The organism is Arthrobacter sp. MYb214 (genome assembly GCF_002979865.1).
Lineage (GTDB): Bacteria > Actinomycetota > Actinomycetes > Actinomycetales > Micrococcaceae > Glutamicibacter.
This window is the reverse complement of the sequence record NZ_PCPZ01000001.1, coordinates 1,077,845-1,100,427: the sequence shown is the minus strand read 5'-3', so window position 1 is coordinate 1,100,427 and position 22,583 is coordinate 1,077,845. Positions and strand designations below refer to the sequence as shown.

The following is a 22,583-nucleotide window of genomic DNA, read 5'->3' as shown; positions in this document are numbered from 1 at the left end:
CCCGCGAGCTGTGTGTAAATCAGATGATCTGATGCACCTGCTGCGGAGTGAACACCAAGTCCACGGGTTGGTCATGCTCATCGATCTGGAAGGAACCGGCCGGAACATACTCGTGCTCATAAACCACGGCCGCCACACGGACCGGCGCATCGTCGATCAAGGGCAGGAAGCGATCGTAGTAGCCACCGCCTTGGCCTAAACGCAGCCCGTTCGAATCGATGGACAGCGCAGGCATGATCAGCGTATTGATCTCGTCAAAGAGCTCTGTGCCCATCCGCTTGCCCACCGGCTCCATCACCGGGGCCAAGGTACTTGGCTGGAATTCCATGCCGGGGGAGTACTCAACCCACGAGAGCGCGTACTCCGGTTCGCACACCGGCAGGTAGACTTCAATGCCTTCCTTGGCCAAAGCATCCAAGAGCGCCTCGGTGGACGGTTCATCCGGACCCGAGCAATAGGCCGCGACCTTCTGGACGACACCGGTGCTCTGGCTCAGATAGCCAATCACCGTGTGCGCCAGATCCAGTCCGAACTGCTCACGCTTGCTCGGATCAAGTGCCCTGCGCCAAGTGCGCACAGCGGCACGCGCGGCCTTCTTGCCGGCGCCAGAATTCAGATCAGCGGTGGGATTCATGCCTACAGCTTACGTGCAAGAAACGAAACGCTGCCTGCTAGCGCTGTTGCCAGCTGCAAGCATGACGAAGTAATACGATGTGCACATGTTCTTCTCTCGTCGAGCAAAGCGCCTGGTTCCGGATCTGGCCTCGGAACGGCTGTTGTTGCGCCAACTGACTGCCAGTGACGAAGCCGAGTGGATCAATCTGCGCTACGCCAATTCCAAATGGCTCAAGCCATGGGATCCCACCAGTCCCTTGGGCCCGCCAGAAGCCATGACTTTTCGCGAGATGCTCAGGGCCAAGGATGAATCAGCAGTTGACGGCAGCGGATTCACCTGGGCCTTGGCTCTTCCCCAGCTGCACAAGGGGCGCCCGCCATTAATCGGGCAGGTTTCCGTGGCGTCGGTGCAATATGGTGCCGCGCGCACAGCGTCCATCGGCTACTGGCTGGATCGCAACCATGCCGGCTTCGGCCTGATGCCCGAAGCCTGCGCCTTGGTCATAGACCATTGCTTCGAGCAACTGCAGCTGCACCGCCTGGAAATCAACATCCGTCCGGAGAATTCGGCCAGCCTGCGGGTGGTGGACAAGCTCGGGTTCCGCGATGAAGGGCTGCGCAAAGGCTATCTGCACATCGATGGGCAGTGGCGGGATCACCGCACCTTTGCGTTGACCCGTGAAGAGGTGGAAACGACGCTGCTCGAACGCATCTACGAATACTGAGGCGGATTTCGTGCTATTTCGTTCAATCGAGCTCTGATATGAGAGAACTGCATTGAAAACATGCAGACACGCCAAGGGATGTGCATGAGCGCGCACCCAAGGTTGCATAGTGTTGATTCGAAGGAACCATATTTAGTTCCACGAGGATTTGACCGACTCAATCGGTGATGGAGGACCCACATGGCTGGCACGTCACAGAGCGCTTCGCAGGAAAGTGCTGCGACCAAACTCAAGATTCGTGTGCGCTATGGCCGGTTGTCCGTCGCGCTCGTCGGTGCCTTGGCAGTCCTCGCGACCGTCTTCGGTCTCATTCTGGCTCCTTTCACTGCTCTGACCTTCGGCACCGTAGGCCTGTTCGCGCTGATTGCTGTAGCATCCTTCGCCACCCTGCGCGGGCTGGCTGTCCGCGACCGCAACCGCAAGCTGCTCGAGCACCTCGAAGCCACCCGGCAGCAGGCGCTGCGGACTCCCGCTTTTGACGACGCGGCTAACCAGGTCATCTCGCGCAAGCATGAGGATGACGAGGTCTTCGACGCTCGCCCGGGTTCGTCCCGCCGCGCTCCAGCGATTACCGCTGAAGAGCTGCGCGCCGAAGCGCTGCGAGTTGCTCACGGCTATGGCGGCGTAAAGCAGCCAGGTACTTGGGAACCAACGCACGTGCCCAAGCCAACTTACGTGGAAGCCAGCGAGCGCATCGCCAAGACCGCGGAGCTGGCAGCTGAACAGGGTGCCAAGCGGACCCACAAGGCAGCACTGCCGGTGGAAGAACCGCTGCGTCCGAGCAAACAGATCAGCCTGAAGGCATCGGAAGATGCAAAGCGCCTGGCCACCGAAGTTTCGGCCGAAGAGCGCGCAGCGGTCGCTTCGGTAGTTGCCAAGCGTACCGAGAGCGCACCAGCTGCCAAGGAAACCGTTGCAGCGCCATCCCCCGCACCGGAAGCCGCACCCGTGGCTGCCGCGGGTACCAAGCCTCGCCTGAACCTGGACGCGGTCATGCAGCGCCGCCGCGCATAAGCATTCCAAGCACAAAGACTTGTGGCCCGGACCTCGCGAGGTCCAGGCCACAAGTCGCTTAAGCGCTGCTAGCTGATCATGTCATCGAATGGCAGCGGGCCGCGGTTGCCGCGGTGGTGCGCGAAGACCAAGGTGGTTTCGGTATGGCCCACCGACTCGTCGGTGGCGAGGTTGTCCAGCACCCAGTCACGCAGTGCATCGGTGGAACCGACCGCGATATGCAGCAGGTAATCGGTGCCGCCGGAAACATGGAACATGGACAGCACCTCGGGCAGCTGCGGGATGCGTGCCACGAAAGCGTCAATCTTCTCGCGGTCGTGGGCGCGCAGCTTGACCGAGATCAGTGCCTGCACGGTACGGCCTACAGCGCCCAGCGATACCTCGGCGTGGTAGCCGGTGAGGATGCCGCGCTCGACCAGCGAACGGGTGCGCAACAGTGCGGTGGATGGAGCGATGCCCGCACGCTGTGCGAGGGTCGCATTGGAGATACGTGCATTAGCGACCAATTCGTCGATGATGATTCGATCGATTTCGTCCAGATCGACGTTTGATGAAAGCTCTGATTGCTGGGCCATAAGAATATTTCATCATATTCGCGAGATATCAGTGGGATCTTTGGCAGAAAAATCGGTGTATGCCGTCCGCGTACGAGTAAATAATCGGTGAACAAACGGATATATTGGGGATATGACACGTCGTTCTGAGCACACCGGTGAATCCTTTGATACCAGGCTGGCGGCCTATTGCTTGGTGGAACACGAAGGAAAGGTACTGCTTACGCTCTGGGATATGCGTCATCGCGATCCACGCTTCACCCCGCGCTGGTCCCTTCCCGGCGGCGGCATCGACTTGGGGGAGCCTATAGAAGAAGGCGCGCGCCGTGAAGTCTATGAAGAGACCGGCTACGCGGTGGGCGAGCTGGGGCTCCTGGATGTCAGCACGGGAGTTATTCCCGGTTCCAAGCGCTACTCGGGCGAAGGCCATGCCATGCAAACGGTGGCGGTCACCTATCGGGCCAAACTGACCGGTGGAGAACTGCGCCATGAAGTCAACGGTTCTACCAGCCAGGCCGCCTGGTTTACCCGCGAGGAGATCGCCAAGCTGAACTGCATTGAACGCGTTGAGAGCATCTTGCGACTGACCGCACCCGGCAAGTAGCGGCGGATCGCCGCTGGCCTGCCCTAGAATCAATAGGGACATGAACTTGCGAAATACCATCACCGTTGGCGCACTCAGCGCAACCCTGCTGCTAACCCTGTCTGCTTGCACCGAAGAGGCAACGCCGACGGCCGAGCCAAGCAAGGCCATCACCTTGCAGATTGCTGCCGGTTCTCAACCTGCAGACCAGGCCTTGGTCCATGTCTATGCCAATGCGCTGAAAGCCGAAGGCTATAAGGTGTCGTTGAACAAGCCCAGTGCTGATCCTTACCAGCAGGTGGTCGACGGAAAAGCCGATTTGGCGGTGGACCAAGCGGCCAAGGCGCTGCCCCTGGTTGCTGACCCGGCGGCCATCACTGGTGAAGATCAATTGCTGAGCGTCGAGGAATCCAAGAACCTGCGCAGCGCCATCAATGACGCTGAGGGGGAGCTCTCTGCCTTGGAACTCAGCCCAGCTGATGCGGGAAAGGTCTTGGTCATGAGCCAGGCCCAGGCAACCTTGCACAAGGTCGATTCGGTGGAAACCCTGATTGCGGCTTGCACAGATCTGACGATCATTAGCGATGAAGCCAACGCCGCATCCTTGAAGGCATCATTGGAGGACGCTGGCTGCGGGAAGCCGAAGGTCGTGGCTGAGGAGCCGGCGAAACTGGCCAGCAAGCTGCGTGCCTCGGTGGACAGCGCAGTGGCGCTCGGGTCGGGAGATGCCGTCATGTCAGATGAAGGCTTCTACAGTATTCCGGGAAGCGCCGCCTTCTTCAACGCCGAGCAGTACATGGTGCTGGCCAACGGCGACGTGGATGACAAGGCCCGGGCAGAACTGGACAAGGTCACCGGCGAATTCTCGCAGCAGTCCCTCGTGGACCTGAACCGGATGGTCAGCCAGGCCGACGGACTGAGCCCAGAGCAAGCGGCCACCCGTTGGGAATGGATCATCGAAGAGTAGGCCCCAGCCAGCTCTCCCAGGATTTCGACCGCTGACCATAGCGGTCGAGTAACAAGGTGTGTCGATCGCACCTGACGTGAGAAAGTGTAACCATGGCAGAATTCAAACAATCAACGAAACTGCACAACGTCCTCTACGACATCCGCGGCCCGCTGCTTGAGCACGCCACGCGCATGGAGTCCGAAGGACATCGCATCCTGAAGCTGAACATCGGCAATCCCGCGCCGTTCGGCTTCGAGGCGCCCGACGCGGTGCTCGTTGACATGATTCGCAACCTGCCTAACGCCCAAGGATACTCGGACTCCCGCGGCATTCTCTCGGCACGTACCGCCGTCTCGCAGTACTACCAGACCCGTGGCATCCAGACCATTGGCGTGGATGACGTCTACCTGGGCAACGGTGTCTCCGAGCTGATTACCCTCTCGTTGAATGCGCTGCTGAATAACGGCGACGAGATCCTGATTCCCGCCCCTGACTACCCGCTGTGGACCGCTTCGGTTTCGCTGGCTGGCGGCACCCCGGTGCATTACATGAATACCGAGGAAGAGGGCTGGCTTCCTGATCTTCAGGACATGGAAGCGAAGATCACCGATCGCACCAAGGGCATCGTGATCATCAACCCCAATAACCCGACCGGTGCGGTGTACCCCAAGGAAACCCTGGAGGGAATCCTCGAGCTGGCGCGCAAGCACAACCTGATTGTGTTCTCGGACGAGATCTACGAAAAGATCCTCTACGAAGACGCCGTGCATATCAACACCGCTTCGTTGGCAGATGACGTGCTGATATTGACCTTCTCCGGCCTGTCCAAGGCCTACCGCGTGTGCGGCTTCCGTGCTGGGTGGATGGCCATTTCCGGTCCCAAGCACCAGGCCGGCGACTACATCGAGGGCATCAACCTGCTGACCAACATGCGCCTGTGCGCCAATGTGCCGGCGCAGCACGCAATCCAGACCGCCTTGGGCGGGTACCAGTCGATCAATGACTTGATCCTGCCTGGCGGACGGCTGCTTGAACAGCGCGATGCGGCCTACAACCTGCTCAGCGCGATTCCTGGCGTGAGCGTCCAGAAGGCCAAGGGCGCGCTCTACATGTTCCCGAAGCTGGATCCCGAGGTCTACCCGATCCACAATGATGAGACCTTCGCCCTTGAACTGCTCAAGGCGCAGAAGATCCTGATCTCCCAGGGCACCGCCTTCAACTGGATCCGTCCGGACCACTTCCGTTTGGTCACCTTGCCCAACGTGCGCGACCTGACTGATGCGGTTGGACGCATCGGACAGTTCCTGGAGGACTGGCGCGCTCGCGCATAGGCTGCCCGGATGCGCAACCGGCCCAGAATCACCCACGTGATTCTGGGCCGGTTGTGCGTTAACGCGGCCACCGGGGAATGCGGTCCCGGGAACTTCAGGGGTATCGCCTGCCAGCGACTGCGATCGGAGAATTTGGTGTCCTGCAGCCGAAGAATTGCGTTTTCGCGGGGCTCAGCGATCCTGAGCATCGAGCCGTGATGGGTGCTTCGCCGTTGACGAATACCGCTTCTCACGGCGCCTGCAGTGGCAGTAGGCTGGCAACAACGAATCGCATCACTTCGACACACGCGTGAGGACTTAATGATGAGCGCCTACCCTGCCAACCTGTTAGAAGCACTACGTGCAGAACCGGGCGTGAAGCTTTCAGAGCGCGCAACCAAGGATGCTGATTGGTGGCCCGGGGACGCCCCGCAGGATAAGAAGGCCGCCGAGAAGCGCATGGTGCAGCTGGCTGAACTGCTCTCGGATCTGCAAGAGAGGCTCTTCGCCGCCTCGGTAGCTGGCGGACAAGGCCCAGCAGTCCTGCTCATTTTGCAGGGAATGGATACGTCCGGCAAGGGAGGGACTGTTCGCCACGTCCTTGGCATGCTGGATCCGCAGGGCGTCAAGCACCATGCCTTCAAGGCGCCAACCGAGGAAGAAGCAGCCCATGACTTCCTCTGGCGCATCACCAGGCAATTGCCCGCCGGGGGACTAGTGGGAGTCTTTGACCGTTCCCACTATGAAGACGTTCTGGTCGCCAAAGTGAAGGGCTTCGCCACCCCGGATGCGGTCGAGTCCCGCTACGGGAAAATAGTCGACTTCGAGAAGCAGCTGATCGAGCAGGGCATCCACCCGATCAAGGTGATGCTGCATATCAGCCGAGAAGAACAATTCGAGCGCCTCTCGGCACGCCTGGAGCGTGCCGACAAGCATTGGAAGTATTCGCCGGGCGATGTCGATGATCGCCTGCTGTGGGATGACTTCCAGTCCGCCTACGAGGTGGCGATTAACCGCACCGATAACCAGGGCGCACCATGGCATATCGTTCCCGCTGACCAGAAGTGGAAGGCCCGCTTGTGCGTCGCTGAGCTGCTGCTGGCTACCCTGGAGCGTGTCGCTCCGGACTGGCCCGTTGCCACCTTCGATGTGGAGCAGGAGAAGGCCCGGCTGGCGGCCGCGAAGTAGGTCCGGGTGAGGACAGGCTAGTCGCCGGCGGCCTGCTCGTGCTTGGCGCGAGCCTGCTCCAGACGCTGAGAGACACCGTTGAGCCAGTTCTCGCAGTGGGCTGCCAGTGCTTCGCCACGCTCCCACAATGCCAGCGAGGCTTCCAGCGCAACTCCGCCGGTCTCGAGCTGGTTGACCACGGCCAGCAGTTCTTCGCGAGCCTGCTCGTAGGAAAGCTTGGCAATGTCGTCAGGGATTTGTGCAGTCATGATTACTCCAAATTGGTATTCGTGGTGATTAGCTTGCGTTGTCGCCGGCAGGGAGGGATTCAAGGGTTCGTGCAACCAGCTGCCCGGAAGCCACCCGGATGAGCACCTTGCTGTCTGCTGGCGCCTGGGCTGCCTCGCGCACGATGCTTCCGTCCTCCAGCTGGGTGACCGAATAGCCGCGGTCCAGGGTCTGCTGCGGAGACAGGGCACGCATCTGGTTCTTCAGATGGTTGATCTCGTCGTTGGCGCGCATCACGCGGTGGCGCAGCAGATCCGTCGAGCGCTGCTTCCAGCGCTCCAGGTCTTCGGCACGGGAGGTGACCATCACCTGCGGGTTGGCCAGCACCGGGCGTTCGCGCACCGAGGCCAGCAGCTGGGCTTCGCGCTGGAGAAGATTGTTGATGGAACGGTCCAAGCGATTGCGGGCGATTTCCAAGCCGGCGAATTCTTCTTGCAGATCCGGGACAATGCGCTTGGCTGCATCGGTGGGGGTCGACGCGCGAAGATCGGCCACATCGTCCAGGATCGGGCGGTCCGCTTCGTGGCCGATGGCCGAAACCACCGGCGTCTGGGCGGCGAAGACCGCACGCACCAGATCCTCATTGGAGAAGGGCAAGAGGTCTTCCAGGGCCCCGCCGCCACGGGCGATGACGATGACATCGATGTCCGGGTCCGCATCCAGCTGCTGCAGGGCTGCGATGACCTGGTTGGCGGCATCCATTCCCTGCACGGCGGTATTGATGACCTTGAATTGCACGGATGGCCAGCGCAGGCTGGCATTGCGCAGCACGTCCTTCTCCGCATCCGAATCACGCCCGGTAATCAGGCCGATGCGGTGGGGAAGAACCGGCAGCGGGCGCTTGTGCTCAGGGGAGAAGAGGCCTTCTGCTCCCAGCGCCTGGCGCAATCGTTCCAGGCGCACCAGCAGCTCGCCCAAGCCAACTGGGCGCAGGTCCGTGGCATTCAAGGAAAGCCGGCCGGTCTTGGCGTAGAAGCTCGGTTTCACCTGGGCCACCACGCGGGAGCCCACCTGCGGGGTGGCATCCAGCTTGCGCATCGTCGAGGCCCAAATGGTCACCGAGAAAGAGAAGTCCGCATCGACATCGCGCAGGGTGAGGTAGGCGTGGCCGTTGCGCACATTGGCTTCCAGCAACTGGCCTTCAACCCAAACCACCGGAGAGTTCTCGATATGGATTTTCAGCTTCTCCGAGAGCAGCCGCAGCGGCCAAGGATTGTCCGCGGTGGTCTGCCCGGCGGTCGCCGGCAAACTGGCGGGGGCTTGGGGATCCATCGGTGCCGCTCCTTGGAAAGTCGAATCTCTGGTGCATCTGTGAGACTACCGCATGGCACCGACGGCTGGCCGGATCCCCGGGGGGCTGGGGCTAGGCCGCGGTAGGTGGAGCGCAGGTATCGCAATGGGCGATTTTCATACCCGATTGGCCCCGCAAGACCCGGGGAAACGGGGTTTTCCAACAATTGGGACAAGCCTGCCTGCGGGCATTGCGAGGGGCAATGTGCGGGTGGACACTATTGAGCATTGGGGAAGCACTCGAGAAGGATGCAGGGCCATGCGTGGGGCATTGGGGAATAAGAATATTGCGCGTTCGGGGTGGACTTGGGTGGCAGCGCTCAGCTTGCTGGCCGGTTCCATTCCGCTCTCCGCCGCGGCCTCGATGCCCGCGCTGGCGGCTGCGGCAGTGCCGGCCGCAACGGTGCACGTTGCCAGTGCCATATCCATCGACTTGCCGGTCCGGGTGCGCACCACGGCGGATCTGAATATGCGCACCGGCGCCTCGACCAGTTACCGGATCCTGGTGCAGATACCCACGGGGACCTCGGTTCCGGTATCCGGGCGTGCCTCCAACGGCTGGTACAAGGTCAGCTACAACGGGTACACCGGGTACGTCAGCGGCTACTACGTGGTCGCCGCTTCGGTGCGCACGCTCGATGACCTGAATCTGCGCACCGGCACATCCACCAGCTACCGGGTCCTGCTGAGTATCCCGAAAGGGAAGACGGTGCCCGCGTACGCCCGCGCCTCCAACGGATGGTACAAGGCCAGTTACGGAGGGTACACCGGCTGGGTCAGCGGCAGCTACGTGACCACCTATCCGAAGCCGCCCTCCGCACCGCAGTCCACCGGTCCCAACCGGACATCGAGGGTGGTGCTCACCTTCGATGACTGCCCGCGCACGCTGAGCGCCTTCACCTCGGTGATGGATTACGCCGCCAGCAGCAACATCGGCCTGGTGATCGCTCCCACCGGCGATTGCCTCGGCTCGTTCAAGTCGCGCTACGGCGTGGACCTGGCCGCGCTGGCCCGGGCCAAGGGCCAATGGGTGATCAACCATTCGATCAGCCACCCGGATCTGCGCCCGCTGTCCTGCCAGCAGGCCGGTGCGCAACTGGGCGGCTCCGGAGTGCACACGAATTTCGGGCGCCCGCCTTTCGGAGCCATCGACGCTTCGGTGCGTTGCGGCTACGACAGCCGCGGGATGGCCATCTGGACCTGGTCCCGCGACACCCGCGACTGGGACGTGAAATCCAAGTCGATCACCATCTCGCGGGCCTCGGCCGCGGTGCCCGGGGACACCGTGCTGATGCACATGCAGTGGTATGGCTTCTCGCCCGATGCGCTGCGCCAGATCAAGGCGAACCTCGGCGCCCGCTCGGTGGGCGTGTGCCGGGCCTACCGCGGGTCCGATGGCACCGGCGCGGTGGTGCGCACCCCGGTGCTGCTGCCCAGTTCGCTGCCCTGCTGAACCGGCATGCACCCTTCGGAGGCAGATCTCACAGTCCCCGGAGGGTGGCGCGCATCATATGAGCATGGGCTAACTTGCATGCACTTCGTAGACTAGAGGTATGGCTACTTCCACTTCCACTACGGTCTCGCTGTCAATGCCTCGGATCCCGCGGGTGCGCCGCACCCCGGCCGAGATTGCAGCTGCCTCCCCAACGGTCACCGAGCGCAAGGTCCTGCTGGCCGCTCCTCGCGGCTACTGCGCAGGCGTGGACCGGGCAGTGGTTGCCGTTGAAAAGGCGCTGGAGCACTACGGCCCGCCGGTGTACGTGCGCAAGCAGATCGTGCACAACCTGCACGTGGTCTCCGAGCTGGAATCCCGCGGCGCGATTTTCGTCGAGGAGAACGAGGAAGTGCCCGAGGGCGCCCTGGTGGTCTTCTCCGCCCACGGCGTCTCCCCGGCCGTGGTGCAGTCCGCGGCGGACCGCAACCTGCAGACCATCGATGCCACCTGCCCGCTGGTCACCAAGGTGCACCGCGAAGCCGTGCGCTTCGCCAAGAACGACTACGAGATCCTGCTGATCGGCCACGAAGGCCATGAAGAGGTCGAGGGCACCTACGGCGAAGCCCCGGAGGTCACCACCATCGTGAACAACCCCGAGGAAGCCGACACCGTCCAGGTGAAGAACCCGGACAAGCTGATCTGGCTCTCGCAGACCACCCTGAGCGTGGACGAGACCATGGAAACCGTGCGCCGGCTGCGCGAGCGCTTCCCGAACCTGCAGGATCCACCCAGCGATGACATCTGCTACGCAACCACCAACCGCCAGGCCGCGATCAAGAACATTGCGCCGCAGTCGGATCTGGTGATCGTGGTCGGTTCGGCGAACTCCTCGAACTCGGTGCGCCTGGTCGAGGTGGCACTGGACCACGGGGCAAAGGCTTCCTACCGCGTGGACTTCGCCAACGAAGTGGACGAGGCCTGGTTCGAGGGCGTCTCCACCGTCGGCGTGACCTCCGGTGCCTCGGTGCCAGAGGTGCTGGTCCGCGAAGTCGTGGCGCTGCTGGCAGAGTACGGCTTCACCGACGTTTCCGAGGTCACCACCGCGCAGGAAGACATCATCTTCTCGCTGCCCAAGGAAATCCGCGGAAAGCTCAAGGAAGCCGGGGACGAGGAACGTGCCCTGGGCGGACACGCCCGCCCGCAGGCCTGATTTCTCCATAAGAATTCAAGCGCCAGTACACCATTGCGCGCTCATCACTAGTAAAAGGTAGAATTTCCTCCCGTGGCTCTTACTATCGGAATCGTCGGACTGCCAAACGTCGGCAAGTCCACCATGTTCAACGCGCTGACCCGTGCCCAGGTGCTGGCAGCCAACTACCCGTTCGCAACCATCGAACCCAATGTGGGTGTCGTGCCGTTGCCTGACTCGCGGCTGAAGGTGCTCGCCGGAATCTTCAATTCCGAGCGCATCCTGCCTGCGACCGTCTCCTTCGTGGATATCGCCGGCATCGTCAAGGGCGCTTCGGAAGGCGAAGGCCTGGGCAATAAGTTCCTGGCGACCATCCGCGAAGCTGATGCGATCTGCCAGGTCACCCGCGCATTCGTGAATGACGACGTGATCCATGTGAACGGCAAGGTGGACCCGGCCTCGGATATCGAGACCATCGCTACCGAGCTGATCCTCGCGGACCTGCAGACCATCGAGAACCAGCTGCCTCGCCTGGAAAAGGAACTGCGCACCAAGAAGATCGAGAAGTCGTTCCTGGACGCAGTGCTCAACGCGCAGAAGGTGCTCGAAGAAGGCATCACCTTGTTCGCCGCCGCGAAGACCAAGGGCGTGGACCTTGAAGAGCTCGCGCCGATGCAGCTGATGACCACCAAGCCATTCATCTACGTGTTCAACACCGATGAGGCTGGCCTGGCCGATACCGAGATGCAGGCCAAGCTCTCCGAGCTGGTTGCCCCTGCCGAGGCGATCTTCCTGGATGCCCAGTTCGAATCCGAACTGGCTGAACTGGAAGAAGACGAAGCGGCCGAAATGATGGAAGATGCCGGCATCGTCGAGTCCGGCCTGGGCAAGCTGGCCCGCGTCGGCTTCGACACCCTGGGCCTGCAGACCTACCTGACCGCTGGCCCGAAGGAAACCCGCGCATGGACCATCGCCAAGGGCGCCACCGCGCCTGAGGCAGCCGGTGTCATCCACACCGACTTCCAGCGCGGCTTCATCAAGGCCGAGGTCATCGGCTTCGAAGACCTCGTTGCCGCTGGTTCGGTGGCTAATGCCAAGTCTGCGGGCAAGGCCCGCATCGAAGGCAAGGAATACATCATGAAGGACGGCGACGTCGTGGAGTTCCGCTTCAACGTGTAGTCGCGTTCCGCTTCAGTGTCCCGCTCGAGTGCCCGGATCTCCCTGTGGAGATCCGGGCACTTGATCTATGTGCGACCAGCAGGCGAGTCGCCGTGCCTGGGACTAGCGAAATGTTCGGCTGATCGCGCTGCCGGTCTGGAACAGGGTGATCCACACCAGGAACTTCTGGACTGGACGCAGCGGCCATGCGACAAGTCCTCGCCACCCTTGGCGTCGCGACCAGGACCTGCTGATCCGCAGCTGTGTGCCACCGGTCGCGTTCGCCAAGGTGAATTCAGTCAGAATCGAATTACCCTGCGCGACGTCGGGATAGCCAAAGCTCCATGCGATCCTGTCCGGTTGGTGAATTGCGATGAGCTCAACACTGCGTCGACGAAACTGAGGCTTGATCTTCACAGGTTTGCCGTCTGGATAGATTGCGGGTGCCGTGCCCTCCCAGACCGTACCCGGCATCGCTTCTTGAGCGGTCTGGTCGAGGGTGCCGATGCTCGGTTCCCAGTCGGGGATACGTGCGGGATCTGTGAGGTACGCCCACACTTCGTCCAGTGGTGCGGATACGAAAGTCTCAATCGTTCCCGTGGTCCGTCCCTTCACTTTCGCTGCGAGGGGCATGGACTTCATAGAGGGCGAGACGGCCCGATCGAGGCGTTCGATGAGCGCATCGGATGTCGTGCCAAGGCGGCCGAGGATATCCGTGATCAGGCCGCTGGGCTCTGCGACGAGTTCCCGGAGAACGGCGGCAGCGTCGCCCGACTTGCCTTTGCTGCTGGATTTCGCGATGAGGTCCCGAGCGCGACGAGTCCACTCGTACCCATCCGTCTCATGGAACACGATGCGCCCGGCCTCGGGGAACGACGCCTCGATGCCGAGTGAAGTCAGCTGTGCATCACGTTGGTCCTCGACGGCGAGACGGGCGCTGTCAATGTCGATACCCAGCTCGCGCAGTGCGCAGCCGGCAGACTGGTCGTTGATGACCAATGCGAGGAACAGGTGGTCGATGTCGGCTTCGCGGAGCCCGAGCCGGGATGCTTCCTCCATGGCGGCCAGGGAAAGCGATTGGCTGGTCTGAGCGGCGCGGACGAGTTTGTTCATTTGTTCCTCCTGGGTGTCGAGATCGCGGGGTCAATTCTTTTGGAGTGCTTCTTGTGGGCAGCTTGTCGCGTCACTCCGAGCGCGTCGGCGATCTCCTGCCAACTCATGCCCGAACGCAACGCGGCCTCGACCTGCCGGAGTTCCAAGGTGTCAGCGAGCACGCGCAAGGACGCTACGGCCCGCAATCCTGCTTTCGGGTCGCTGGTATCGGCTGCTACTGCTGCGATCCGCGGAGACTCCATGTCGTCAACCTATGTTGCTAAGTGGCCGGATGTCAACCTGGGTTGCCTAATTGCTCGGCGAGTTTGGTGTTCGCTGGGCCAGGAGAGGGTCGACGCTTCGGGGATTCGCCGGGTACTGAGAGGTTGGTAAGGACGGCGACGTGGTTGAGTTCCGCTTCAACGTGTAGTTGCGCGCAATCCCGCGCTTTTTGAGGGCAGTTTGACACAAAATAAATGTGTCAAACTGCCCTTTGCGCCATGTCTGTGCCAAAGATCGGCGTTGATCGCTGGCTGAAGGCGTCAGAGGAAGTAGTCGTTAGCGTCCGGCCAGTTTTCTTCCCAGTCCTTATTCTTGGGTTGACTCGATAGCCACTGTCGTATGTTGACCAGAACTTCATTTACGAATCGGAGCAGATCCGCCTACTTCCGAACTAGAGTGCGGTCAGTCACGTTCTTGCGTAGCGCGTGCGCCGGTTTCTGGCGAGCCGACCTCACCAACTTGCGAGGCGTGACAGCCCGCTCCGTTTGTTCCGGAGTCACATGATTCATGGTCATGAGTTCTTGAAGACGTCCAATAGTCCCGAATGGATGCTGGCTCGTGTCGTTTTTCCCTGGAACGCCCGCTGCATCGAAAGCCGAATGTCTGAGATTCTCCGACAGTGCTTTGCCTAGCAGGCGAATGAAGTGATCCCACTCTCGCTGGTCTGATCTCAGAGTCCAACGCGTATCGTCGGGTAAATCGGAAGTCGAGAACAAAGGCTGCCCCAAATCTAGGGGATTCAAACGCACGGTGTGGTCTGCCGTACAACAAGCTGTACCATCGTGAGCATGAGTAGACGTTCGGTCAAAAAGGCAGTCGGGTACGTCGTCCACGACGGAAACCTGCTCGTGTTCACACACGACGATTACCCGGTGGAAGTCACTGGTGTGCAGGTGCCCGCTGGGTCAATCGCCGAGGGCGAGTCGCCTGCGCATGCCGTCGTGCGCGAGGTGGGGGAAGAGACCGGCCTCGCAGCCAGGATCGTTCGCTCGCTGGGCGTCGAGTCGTACGACATGTGGCCTGCGAAGCCTGAGGTGCACGAACGGCACTTCTTTCAACTTGAGCTGGTGGACTCGGACGTTCAAGTTAGGTGGAAGTGCGGTGAGAACGATGCATCTGACGGCGGGCAACCGGTCAGCTGGACGTGCTGGTGGATGAAGCTGAGCGATGCCCACGTTCTCTGTGCTGGCTTTGGCGCGCGACTTGGCAGCATCGGTATCGATGGCGATCTCTAAGGTTACTTCGTGCCAGAACTCGGTGGAGTTCCGCTTCAACGTGTAATTCTCATGTCTCAATCGCCCTCGGTTTCTCTTGGAGCCGGGGGCGATTTTTTGCATCGTGCCCTTGATTCATCACGAAGTGGCGCCGGAAGGAAAGCTCCTCCACATTAGCGATGCCGTTCAAGGTGCATGGGCCATTTCCCTTATGGGGCAACGCCGCAAGCAGGCTAAGGCACCAGGCCCCGCGTTACGGCGATCTAACCGACTGTCTGGGAGCCGGATCCGCGAGGCATTCCGGTCGGACTCCGCCGTGCGCTCTAGAGCTCTTACTTGGGTGGAGCCCCGAAGCGCGATTAGGGACCTGTTGAGTTCATGGGCACTCAAGTATCGGCCTGAGCTCCCTGCGGCCACTGCCCGCGGCGCGCAAGGAGCTGCCCTGCCGATCAGGCCCCGCAGAGGACGGGATTCTCCGGCACCTTGTGCGTGCGGAAGTCAGGCGTGATCCATCGCGTCGATGTATCGCGTCAGCGCGTCGCGGTTCTGCTGGAGCAGGACGATGCGCTCGGCCAGCTTGTCGCGCTGATCGACGAGCATCGCGCGCAGTTCAGGATCGGGATCGGCAACGATCGTGCTGCCAATGTCGTTCAGGCACGGCAGCATGTCGCGGATGATCCGGGTGGGGACCCCTGAGTCGAGCAGCCTGCGGATCTTCAGCACGCGCTCCACGAGATACTCGTCGTAGTCGCGGTACCCGTTCTCCAGCCGCAGCGGCGTGATGAGTCCCTGCTCCTCGTAGTACCGGAGCATGCGCGTGGGCACCCCAGTTCGATTGGCCAGCTCGCCGATCCGCATTCCCGTTCTCCTTCACATCCATGTCAAGGATACGGGTCGGAACTGCCTCCCGGCCACGGCAGCCCTCATCGAATCCGCCCGCAGGCTGCGCGCAATCGGCCATGGTGCCAGAGTCCGCGGGCCTGCAGGCAAGGTAATTTGACCTTTACATGGATGTCAATGTTCGATGATGGTTCCATGGACAAGGAACAACGCAAGATGATTCTCGGCTTGGCGCTGACTGACGGCTACGGCACCCTGCCCGGTGCCTGGCGGGCACCGCACGTCGACCCTGGAAACTACTCGAAGGTCGAGGCGAACATTCGCTACGCCCAAGCCGCCGAGCGCGGTGGCTTCTCGTTCGTATTCACGCCCGACTTCCCGGCCGTGCGGGGCAGCCTGGAGCATTCGACCGTCAGCAACATCATGGATCCGCTCATGGAGGCGGCCGCGATCTCGCAAGCGACGAACAACATCGGTTTCGTGCTCACGGGGTCCACAACGTTCCAGGAACCGTTCAACACGGCCCGGCAGTTCAAGACGCTGGACATCATGAGCCGTGGCCGCGCCGGTTGGAACGCCGTCACGACGAGCGACCAGCTCGTCGCGTCGAACTACGGCAAGCCCGTCGCGGACCGGGCCGAGCGATACCAGCGCGCCCATGAATCGATCCAGATCGTGCAGTCGCTCTGGGGCAGCTGGGAGATGGATGCCTGGATCAAGGACCAGGGATCGGGCCGCTTCATCGACCCCGCGAAGCTGCAGCCGATCAACCTCAGCGGCGAGTACGTCGCATCCCGTGGGCCGCTCGCGTTGCCGCCGTCGGAGCAAGGGCAGCCCGTCGTCTTCACCTCGGGAGGACCGAGCCCGCATCTGCTCGAGCTGGCGGGGCGCTATGCGAGCGGCTTCATCACGGAGGTGTGGACGATCGACGAGGCTCGCGCTGCGCGCAGGGCGCTGCGCCGGGCCGCCGAGGAAGCTGGCCGCAACCCCGACGACGTGAAGTTCATCGTCGGCATCATGACCACAGTGTCCCCAACGGTGCGCGAAGGGCTCGACCGGCGCCTGTCGATGTCAGGCGAGGTCATGGAGGCGCGCCTGCCGCACCTCAGCGCGATGATCGGTGTGCCGATCCTGTCCGAGCGCATCGACAAGCCGCTCACGCCCGAACAGCTGGCCAGCGCTCACGCCTCGCCGCAGGACCCGCGCTCCGGGATCGCGCTCAAGGTGGCGCGCGAGGGGTGGTCGCCGCGCGACATCCTCGCGCACGGCGTGATCGACTACCATCCCGTGACCGTGGGGCCGGGAACGGTGCACGCCGATCACCTGCAGGAATGGTTCGAGGCCGGTGCTGCCGACGGCTTCTGGCTGTCGCCCGATGTCTATGAGGACGGCGTTGACGCGTTCGTCGACGAGGTCGTGCCGATCCTGCGCGAACGCGGCCTCTATCCCGAGGACTACGTGGGCTCCACGTTGCGCGAGAACCTCGGCGTCCCCGGCCAGTACGGACTCGGCGACTGGCTGAAGTGATCACGCCTGATCGGATGCCTGCGAACTCGCTCGTGCGGGTGCCGCTGGTCGCGCCGCTCGTCTGATTGCAGGTCGCGAGAGCAGAGGCTGGCCTGTGCCGGAACCTCGTGGAGTCCAGGGATAATGCATAGTCGCGTTCCACGCTGATTACTGGATGAGCTGCGCCAGACAGAGGGCAGGATCCGCACGTTGGTGCGGGTCCGGCTCTTTTTCGTTGGACTCAGCCATCCCGGAAGCTCGGAAGGTGCGGGATACTGGCAAGGGAAATATGGCAGGAGACAGTAATCCATATCCCACGCATACCCCTGATACTTGAAGCAGTTACCGGAATCCAAAAGGAGGCCTGTCGTTGACGCGAGCAGACGATTCGAGCGAAGCCACGATACTTGAAACTGCGCTGGAGATTGTTGCGCACGCAGAACTGGCAGAGCAAGATGCCGCGGAGCTTCGCAGACTGTTCGATGCCGAGTACCTGCGGGATGCCGGCATCTGGGATCCGGATCTGCCATATGGCTATGCCCCGCATGATTTCCACATCATGGCCCGGTGCAAAGGCGAGGTTGTCGGCCATGTCGGGTGGGCGCGACGCACGATCGGTGTGGGAGGCCGCGACCTTGTCGTTGCAGGTGTGGGTGGAGTGTTGGTTTCCGAGCGCGCGCGGGGCCGCGGCCTAGGAGGGATCCTGATGAATCTCGTGGCTTCATCGATGGTTGATGCCGGCGGTATTGCGTTCGGCTATCTCGGTTGTCGCGAGGAGGTGGCCGCTTTCTACAGCTCGTGCGGATGGACTCGGATTTCCGCTGCCGAGCGTTCGATTAGCCGTGGAGGACAAGCAATTTACGACCCGGCGGGCCAACCCCTGCTCATTTTGCCCATCGAGTCCCAGCTTGCTTCCTGGCCACAAGGGGAAGTCGACCTTCGCGGGCGGGCGTGGTGACGCCCAAGCGATATCCTACGCAGGATATGACCGGGCTTGGCGATAGCCCGGGCTATTTTTCACGGTCGATGTTGTATATCCCCACAGCTCAACATACCGTTGGAAGAAAAAGGATCGAGCGCTAGGGAAGTGGAGGCAGATCGAATGAGGAAACTTCCCAAGGTAGCCTGGCTACGAGTCTCGGTGTACCTTGGCATCTCGATTTTGGGGCTGGCCTTGTTCCTTGCGTGCTATTGCATGATTTCCGGCCGGTCGCTCGCCGAGGCTCTTGGCAGCTTCTGGATCGCGATAGCAATTGCTCTTGCTACATCCGCTATCACTGCGGTACGCGACCAACGGCAAGACACTGGAACCGAGTACTCCGAGCCGGAACTATAGCCCCTGCCTTTCGGCTGGTTCAGTTGGAAGGCTTAGTTGCGATGCCGTCGAGCCACAGAACATCTGATTCGTCATTGTGCTTGCCTCCGGATCCAACGTGCTTGCTGGAGATATTCGGTCCCTTTTGAATGACATGGACCATCGCCATGCCGTGGCCCCGGCCCAGCTGGTAGTCCTCCTTGAGCCATGCCAGGATCTCTGCTGCTTTGACCCCTTCTTGGCCAAGGCCTTTCTCACGGGCGATCTCGATCAGCTGGCGAGCAGTGAGCCCGGTCTTCATTTCTATGGTGTCCAGATAGGCTTGAAATGACATGGAGAAACCTCTCGAAGGCATGAATAGGTGCCTCGAATACTAGACCTAATCCCACGCCGCGCATAGAAGTAGTAGCCGGAGGATGCCACGCGGCCAGCGCACGAGAACCACGGTGTGCTCCACGACTGGCATCCTTGCGGCCTTCCGCGTCTAATCGCCACCAGTGATGGCGCCCTGATCGGCAGCAACCAGGCTGGTTGAAATGACCCGCAGGCAAGTAAAGACGCATGCCTCGGGACAGTGGAGAACAGCTGCCCGCAAGTGCTGAAGCCTAGTTCCGTTCGCTGAATTCCAACGTGTAATTCTCCGCCGTTGGCAGGTGCCCGGGATCGTCTTCAAACGGCATGTAATCGACTGAATGCAGGTATCCGGCAACAACCCAGAGATCCAGATGCCCCAGCTCCTTGCCATCTTTTGAAACGAGAACAGTGGAGAATGGGCCACCACCATGCCGGACGCTTTGGCAATCGAGTTTGCTTGTGAAGGAAATCGAGAAGCACTCGCATTCTTTGAACTGGTAGCCGCCCCAACGCGCAAACTTCAGTTGCTGTCGAGCCTTTGCTGATTCAGCATCTGTGCCGCTGCAGAGCAAGGCCAGCAGCTCTAATTCAGCAGGTCGAAGTTCTCCGCCTGGGACTCGCTTAGGTCGGTTATCCATGGGGACAGCCTATATTGCCCTGTGACTAGGAATTGCATCGCTACGTTCCTAGAGCAGCAGCATCGAAGAAGCTACCTCGGAGATCGCCGAAGACGGAATGGCAGTTGAAGCGTTTTCAAGGACGAGCAAGGAAGCGTTCGGGATTTCTTCGGCTAGCACTATACCGTTGCCGACGGGGAAAACGGATCCTTTGCACCGTGAACCACCAAGGTGGGGATATCGAGCTCGGACAGCCGCTCGCGCCAGCGCGGAGTGCAGTCCAGCTTGGAAAAGACGATCCCGATCTGGTTTGCCAGATGGGCTTCGGGCTCTGCGCTGGCCGTACGGTCCCAGATGCGGGAGGCCAAGTCCATGGCAACTTCTGGATCATTGCCTAGAATTTGCGAACCCTCGGCGGAGAATTGGGCAACGGCCGCGCGGTCTGCCCAATCCGGCATAGGGCGGGAAAACAGCTTGCCCATGGTTGCCTGGTCATGATCTGGCAAATCTTTGTCTACCGGACCGGGAGCTACTGGTCGTGTGCCTATCAGCGTCAGGGCGCCAAATGATTTGGGATGATCCAGCGCCGCAATCTGCGCGATCATGCCGCTGACTCCGATACCGGCTACATGCGCTGGACGGTTATCCAGTAATCTGGCCAGCGCTGCGGCATCCGAGGCCAGATCGCGCAGGTTGTAATCGGGTTTCATCGGGTTCCCGGCCGTTGATTCACCGCAATCCCGCAGGTCGTAGCGAACCACATGGCGCCCGCCAGCGGCCAGAGCCTGGCACAGGGTATCTGGCCAAGCAAGCATAGTGGTTCCGCCGATGAGGAGAACCAATGGATCACTTTTGCTGCCGAAGGATTCGGCACCGAGCTCAACACCGTTGGCTTCAACCGTTCCCATGCGCGACCTGCCTTTGCTATCAGAATCCAAGGATGGCTTGCCTGCCGTCCTGGGGTCAATAGGAATCGGAGTTCTAGAAGAGCGGCCAGGGCACGGCGGGCATCTGCCCCCTATGAGCAGGGAAGTGCCCTTCGCTGCGCAGGGTAGCGCAGCGCTCGGCGAGCGCCGCGATTTCTTCATCGGCTAGCAGCTGGGACAGTTCTTGGCCAAGTTCTGCGTCCAGGGCATCGCTGACCGTCCGGAGGCCGGCCAGTTCTTCTTCACCCAGCGGTTGGCCAACCCAACCCCAAAGCACGGTGCGCAGCTTGTGCTCTGCGTTGAAGCAGAGCCCATGATCGACTCCGTAGCGGTGGCTACCTGGCATGGCTAGAATGTGGTCGCCCTTGCGGTCTGCGTTGTTGACCAGTGCATCGAAGACCGCCATGCGCCGCAGCACAGGTGTATCCTCGTGGATCAACGTCATCTGCTGCCCCGATTCATCCTGCCCATGCAGAATGGTCTTCCAACCGCCAGCTGGCACCATGTCCGCGGCTACGATGTCTACTGGGCGCTGTCCTCGATCAACTTCTTGCCATAGCTGCACCATGCCTTCGCCAAACTGCCCTTCGCGCAGCCAAGTGCGCGGGACGAGGTTCCAGCCCAGGGCTTCAGATACGAGGAAGGCGGCAACTTCGCGGTATGCGAGGGTGCCATGGGGAAAATCCCAGAGGGGTTTCTCGCCAGCAATGGGCTTGTAGACCACGCTGTTCTCGCCGATGCTGCCCAGGAAAGTTGCATTGGAGGCGGTGGTGATGCGGCCGGTGAGTTCCAGCTGCGCGGTCAGCAGATCGGGCGAGCTCATTCGCCATTCTCATCTTTGCAAGTATGCCAATCCGGATCAATCGGATAACCGCAGTTGGCGCACATAGGCCGCCCAGCAGCCACGATCTCATGGGTGCGCATGGCGAAAGCGCGTGCAGTGCCTACGGGCATGCGCACGCGCAGCAGCGCGCCCGGTCCATCTGGATCAAAGTCGGCTTCATCTTCTTCGTTCAAGGAGAAGGCTTCCAGAACTACCTGCGCTACGGTGGCATCCCATCCGAGATTCATGGAACCCACCCGGAAGGACTCGTTGACTTCTTCCAGCGGATCGTTGTCAACCAGTTCCACCGGAGTATGTTCGGGAACGCTGAAGGGGTTGCCCTTGACGGTGGAGAGCTGATCGAGAATCTCGTCAATCATCTCGGCAACCACCGCGGCTTGCTGTTTTTCCAAGGCGATGCTGGACAGTTCCTTGCCGGCTCTTGCCTGGAGGTAGAAGGTGCGGGACCCGGGCTCGCCGATGGTGCCAATGACAATGCGGTCTGGCCAATTGAATTCGTTGACTGTTGCCGTCATTTCGCTCTCCTTAGTGTCCTGCTCCGCCGCCGACTGGGGCATCGGTTGTCTTGATTCCTGGGGCTAGCCAGGAGAGGTCTCCGGCGTCGGTGTTGATGGAATACACGCGAGGCGCACCGGTCCCGTAGTGCACAATTGATGCGGAAGCCGGGCCCACATTCAGTCGCTGGAACAGATCCAAATGCATTCCCAGCGCGTCAGCCAGTACCGACTTGATGATATCGCCATGGCTGAAGGCCGCCCATACCGCTCCGGCACCATGCTCGGCCTCGATGGCCGCGTCATGGCGCCTGATGGCTGCTACTGCCCGGGATTGCATTCCGGCCATGGATTCGCCATCCGGGAAGGTCACCGAGGACGGAGCTGACTGCACTGCTTTCCATAGGTCTTCGGTGGCCAAGTCCTGCAGCGTGCGGCCTTGCCACTGGCCGTAGTCGCATTCCGAGAGTTCGGGTTCAATCAGCAATTGCGCCGCTGGGCTTTGCCGTTGCATGGCGAACTCCGCCGTCTGCACACAGCGTTCCAGCGGGCTTGAGACAACGCCAGCCAAGGGGAGCGCTGCTAGGCGTTCGGCGGTACGAATCGCCTGTTCTTCGCCGGTTTGGTCGAGGAATACTGAGGGGGTGCGTCCGGCCAGTACGCCGGTGGCGTTGGCGGTAGTGCGTCCGTGCCGCACAAGGATTACTGTGGCCATGAACCCAGCCTAGTCATGGAGATGGTGGCAAGCGACTCCTGGGCTGAAAACAGGTCCGGGGCTTCGAAGAGCCCGGCAGGTTCTGGAGGTGCGGTACCTTCACCCGT

At 61.3% G+C, this 22,583-nt stretch carries 25 protein-coding genes; 12 read left to right on the top strand and 13 right to left on the bottom strand.

Going from position 1 to position 22,583, the window contains the following annotated elements; genetic code table 11:
* Positions 1–19: 19 nt before the first annotated feature.
* Entirely contained in the window at positions 20–634 is a 615-nt protein-coding gene (locus CQ012_RS05130; protein WP_105657595.1) for a 5-formyltetrahydrofolate cyclo-ligase, read from the bottom strand.
* Between the two features lie 85 nt (positions 635–719).
* On the opposite strand from CQ012_RS05130, the gene CQ012_RS05125 reads away from it, so the two are divergent.
* Together CQ012_RS05125 and CQ012_RS05120 are read left to right on the top strand one after the other, a co-directional pair.
* A complete protein-coding gene (locus CQ012_RS05125; RefSeq protein WP_105657594.1) occupies positions 720–1,340 on the top strand; it encodes a GNAT family N-acetyltransferase in 621 nt (206 codons plus the stop codon).
* 180 nt (positions 1,341–1,520) lie between these two features.
* The gene (locus tag CQ012_RS05120) at positions 1,521–2,354 is read left to right on the top strand and encodes a hypothetical protein (protein ID WP_105657593.1); all 834 of its coding nucleotides are present in this window, start codon (positions 1,521–1,523) and stop codon (positions 2,352–2,354) included.
* 68 nt (positions 2,355–2,422) lie between these two features.
* Here CQ012_RS05120 and CQ012_RS05115 read toward each other — a convergent pair whose 3' ends face one another.
* Positions 2,423–2,929 (bottom strand): Lrp/AsnC family transcriptional regulator, encoded by a 507-nt coding sequence (locus tag CQ012_RS05115; protein ID WP_105657592.1) that lies wholly within the window; start codon positions 2,927–2,929, stop codon positions 2,423–2,425.
* A 112-nt stretch (positions 2,930–3,041) separates the two neighbouring features.
* Here CQ012_RS05115 and CQ012_RS05110 point away from each other — a divergent pair, with 112 nt between their 5' ends.
* The 4 genes from CQ012_RS05110 to CQ012_RS05095 all read left to right on the top strand — a co-directional run bounded on the left by CQ012_RS05110 (position 3,042) and on the right by CQ012_RS05095 (position 6,938).
* The gene (locus tag CQ012_RS05110) at positions 3,042–3,512 is read left to right on the top strand and encodes an NUDIX hydrolase (protein ID WP_105657591.1); all 471 of its coding nucleotides are present in this window, start codon (positions 3,042–3,044) and stop codon (positions 3,510–3,512) included.
* Between the two features lie 40 nt (positions 3,513–3,552).
* Positions 3,553–4,458, top strand: a complete 906-nt coding sequence (locus tag CQ012_RS05105; RefSeq protein WP_105657590.1) for a glycine betaine ABC transporter substrate-binding protein — start codon at positions 3,553–3,555, stop codon at positions 4,456–4,458.
* 92 nt (positions 4,459–4,550) lie between these two features.
* Positions 4,551–5,771, top strand: coding sequence for a pyridoxal phosphate-dependent aminotransferase (locus CQ012_RS05100; RefSeq protein WP_105657589.1), 1,221 nt, complete (start codon positions 4,551–4,553; stop codon positions 5,769–5,771).
* 303 nt (positions 5,772–6,074) lie between these two features.
* The gene (locus CQ012_RS05095) at positions 6,075–6,938 is read left to right on the top strand and encodes a PPK2 family polyphosphate kinase (RefSeq protein WP_105657588.1); all 864 of its coding nucleotides are present in this window, start codon (positions 6,075–6,077) and stop codon (positions 6,936–6,938) included.
* A gap of 17 nt (positions 6,939–6,955) precedes the next feature.
* On the opposite strand, the gene CQ012_RS05090 is transcribed toward CQ012_RS05095, so the two are convergent.
* Complete coding sequence (locus tag CQ012_RS05090; protein WP_105661534.1) at positions 6,956–7,186, bottom strand: exodeoxyribonuclease VII small subunit; 231 nt, start codon at positions 7,184–7,186, stop codon at positions 6,956–6,958.
* Positions 7,187–7,214: 28 nt separating this feature from the next.
* Positions 7,215–8,477, bottom strand: a complete 1,263-nt coding sequence (gene xseA, locus CQ012_RS05085) for an exodeoxyribonuclease VII large subunit (RefSeq protein ID WP_105657586.1) — start codon at positions 8,475–8,477, stop codon at positions 7,215–7,217.
* 277 nt (positions 8,478–8,754) lie between these two features.
* Here xseA and CQ012_RS05080 point away from each other — a divergent pair, with 277 nt between their 5' ends.
* From CQ012_RS05080 to ychF, 3 genes are all read left to right on the top strand, one after another.
* Positions 8,755–9,948: an SH3 domain-containing protein gene (locus tag CQ012_RS05080; protein WP_166650720.1), complete on the top strand. Its 1,194-nt coding sequence runs from the start codon at positions 8,755–8,757 to the stop codon at positions 9,946–9,948.
* A 100-nt stretch (positions 9,949–10,048) separates the two neighbouring features.
* Positions 10,049–11,140 carry a 4-hydroxy-3-methylbut-2-enyl diphosphate reductase gene (locus tag CQ012_RS05075; protein ID WP_105657584.1) on the top strand — a complete coding sequence of 364 codons (1,092 nt, stop codon included), beginning with the start codon at positions 10,049–10,051 and terminating at the stop codon, positions 11,138–11,140.
* A gap of 72 nt (positions 11,141–11,212) precedes the next feature.
* Positions 11,213–12,298: a redox-regulated ATPase YchF gene (gene ychF, locus CQ012_RS05070; RefSeq protein ID WP_105657583.1), complete on the top strand. Its 1,086-nt coding sequence runs from the start codon at positions 11,213–11,215 to the stop codon at positions 12,296–12,298.
* A gap of 102 nt (positions 12,299–12,400) precedes the next feature.
* On the opposite strand, the gene CQ012_RS05065 is transcribed toward ychF, so the two are convergent.
* Together CQ012_RS05065 and CQ012_RS05060 are read right to left on the bottom strand one after the other, a co-directional pair.
* Complete coding sequence (locus CQ012_RS05065; protein WP_105657582.1) at positions 12,401–13,390, bottom strand: SRPBCC domain-containing protein; 990 nt, start codon at positions 13,388–13,390, stop codon at positions 12,401–12,403.
* Complete coding sequence (locus CQ012_RS05060) at positions 13,387–13,632, bottom strand: hypothetical protein (protein ID WP_105657581.1); 246 nt, start codon at positions 13,630–13,632, stop codon at positions 13,387–13,389. The genes CQ012_RS05065 and CQ012_RS05060 overlap by 4 nt, the downstream gene beginning before the upstream one ends.
* A gap of 807 nt (positions 13,633–14,439) precedes the next feature.
* On the opposite strand from CQ012_RS05060, the gene CQ012_RS05055 reads away from it, so the two are divergent.
* Entirely contained in the window at positions 14,440–14,886 is a 447-nt protein-coding gene (locus CQ012_RS05055; protein ID WP_105657580.1) for an NUDIX domain-containing protein, read from the top strand.
* Positions 14,887–15,363: 477 nt separating this feature from the next.
* Here CQ012_RS05055 and CQ012_RS05050 read toward each other — a convergent pair whose 3' ends face one another.
* Positions 15,364–15,723: a MerR family transcriptional regulator gene (locus CQ012_RS05050; RefSeq protein ID WP_105657579.1), complete on the bottom strand. Its 360-nt coding sequence runs from the start codon at positions 15,721–15,723 to the stop codon at positions 15,364–15,366.
* Between the two features lie 177 nt (positions 15,724–15,900).
* Here CQ012_RS05050 and CQ012_RS05045 point away from each other — a divergent pair, with 177 nt between their 5' ends.
* On the top strand, positions 15,901–17,232 hold the full coding sequence (locus tag CQ012_RS05045; RefSeq protein ID WP_105661582.1) for an NtaA/DmoA family FMN-dependent monooxygenase: 1,332 nt from the start codon (positions 15,901–15,903) through the stop codon (positions 17,230–17,232).
* A gap of 349 nt (positions 17,233–17,581) precedes the next feature.
* Positions 17,582–18,169, top strand: coding sequence for a GNAT family N-acetyltransferase (locus tag CQ012_RS05040; protein ID WP_105657578.1), 588 nt, complete (start codon positions 17,582–17,584; stop codon positions 18,167–18,169).
* Between the two features lie 397 nt (positions 18,170–18,566).
* Here the strand turns inward: CQ012_RS05040 and CQ012_RS05030 are convergent, their stop codons facing one another.
* The 6 genes from CQ012_RS05030 to CQ012_RS05005 form a co-directional block, all read right to left on the bottom strand.
* A complete protein-coding gene (locus tag CQ012_RS05030) occupies positions 18,567–18,860 on the bottom strand; it encodes a DUF4287 domain-containing protein (RefSeq protein WP_105657576.1) in 294 nt (97 codons plus the stop codon).
* 271 nt (positions 18,861–19,131) lie between these two features.
* Entirely contained in the window at positions 19,132–19,518 is a 387-nt protein-coding gene (locus tag CQ012_RS05025) for a hypothetical protein (RefSeq protein WP_133833660.1), read from the bottom strand.
* Positions 19,519–19,676: 158 nt separating this feature from the next.
* The gene (locus tag CQ012_RS05020; RefSeq protein ID WP_286134191.1) at positions 19,677–20,405 is read right to left on the bottom strand and encodes an alpha/beta fold hydrolase; all 729 of its coding nucleotides are present in this window, start codon (positions 20,403–20,405) and stop codon (positions 19,677–19,679) included.
* A 73-nt stretch (positions 20,406–20,478) separates the two neighbouring features.
* Positions 20,479–21,246 (bottom strand): SCO1664 family protein, encoded by a 768-nt coding sequence (locus CQ012_RS05015; RefSeq protein WP_105657574.1) that lies wholly within the window; start codon positions 21,244–21,246, stop codon positions 20,479–20,481.
* Positions 21,243–21,782, bottom strand: a complete 540-nt coding sequence (locus tag CQ012_RS05010) for a DUF3090 domain-containing protein (protein ID WP_105657573.1) — start codon at positions 21,780–21,782, stop codon at positions 21,243–21,245. Before CQ012_RS05010 ends, CQ012_RS05015 begins: the two co-directional genes overlap by 4 nt.
* Before the next feature lie 10 nt (positions 21,783–21,792).
* Positions 21,793–22,476 carry an MSMEG_4193 family putative phosphomutase gene (locus CQ012_RS05005; protein ID WP_105657572.1) on the bottom strand — a complete coding sequence of 228 codons (684 nt, stop codon included), beginning with the start codon at positions 22,474–22,476 and terminating at the stop codon, positions 21,793–21,795.
* Positions 22,477–22,583: the final 107 nt, after the last annotated feature.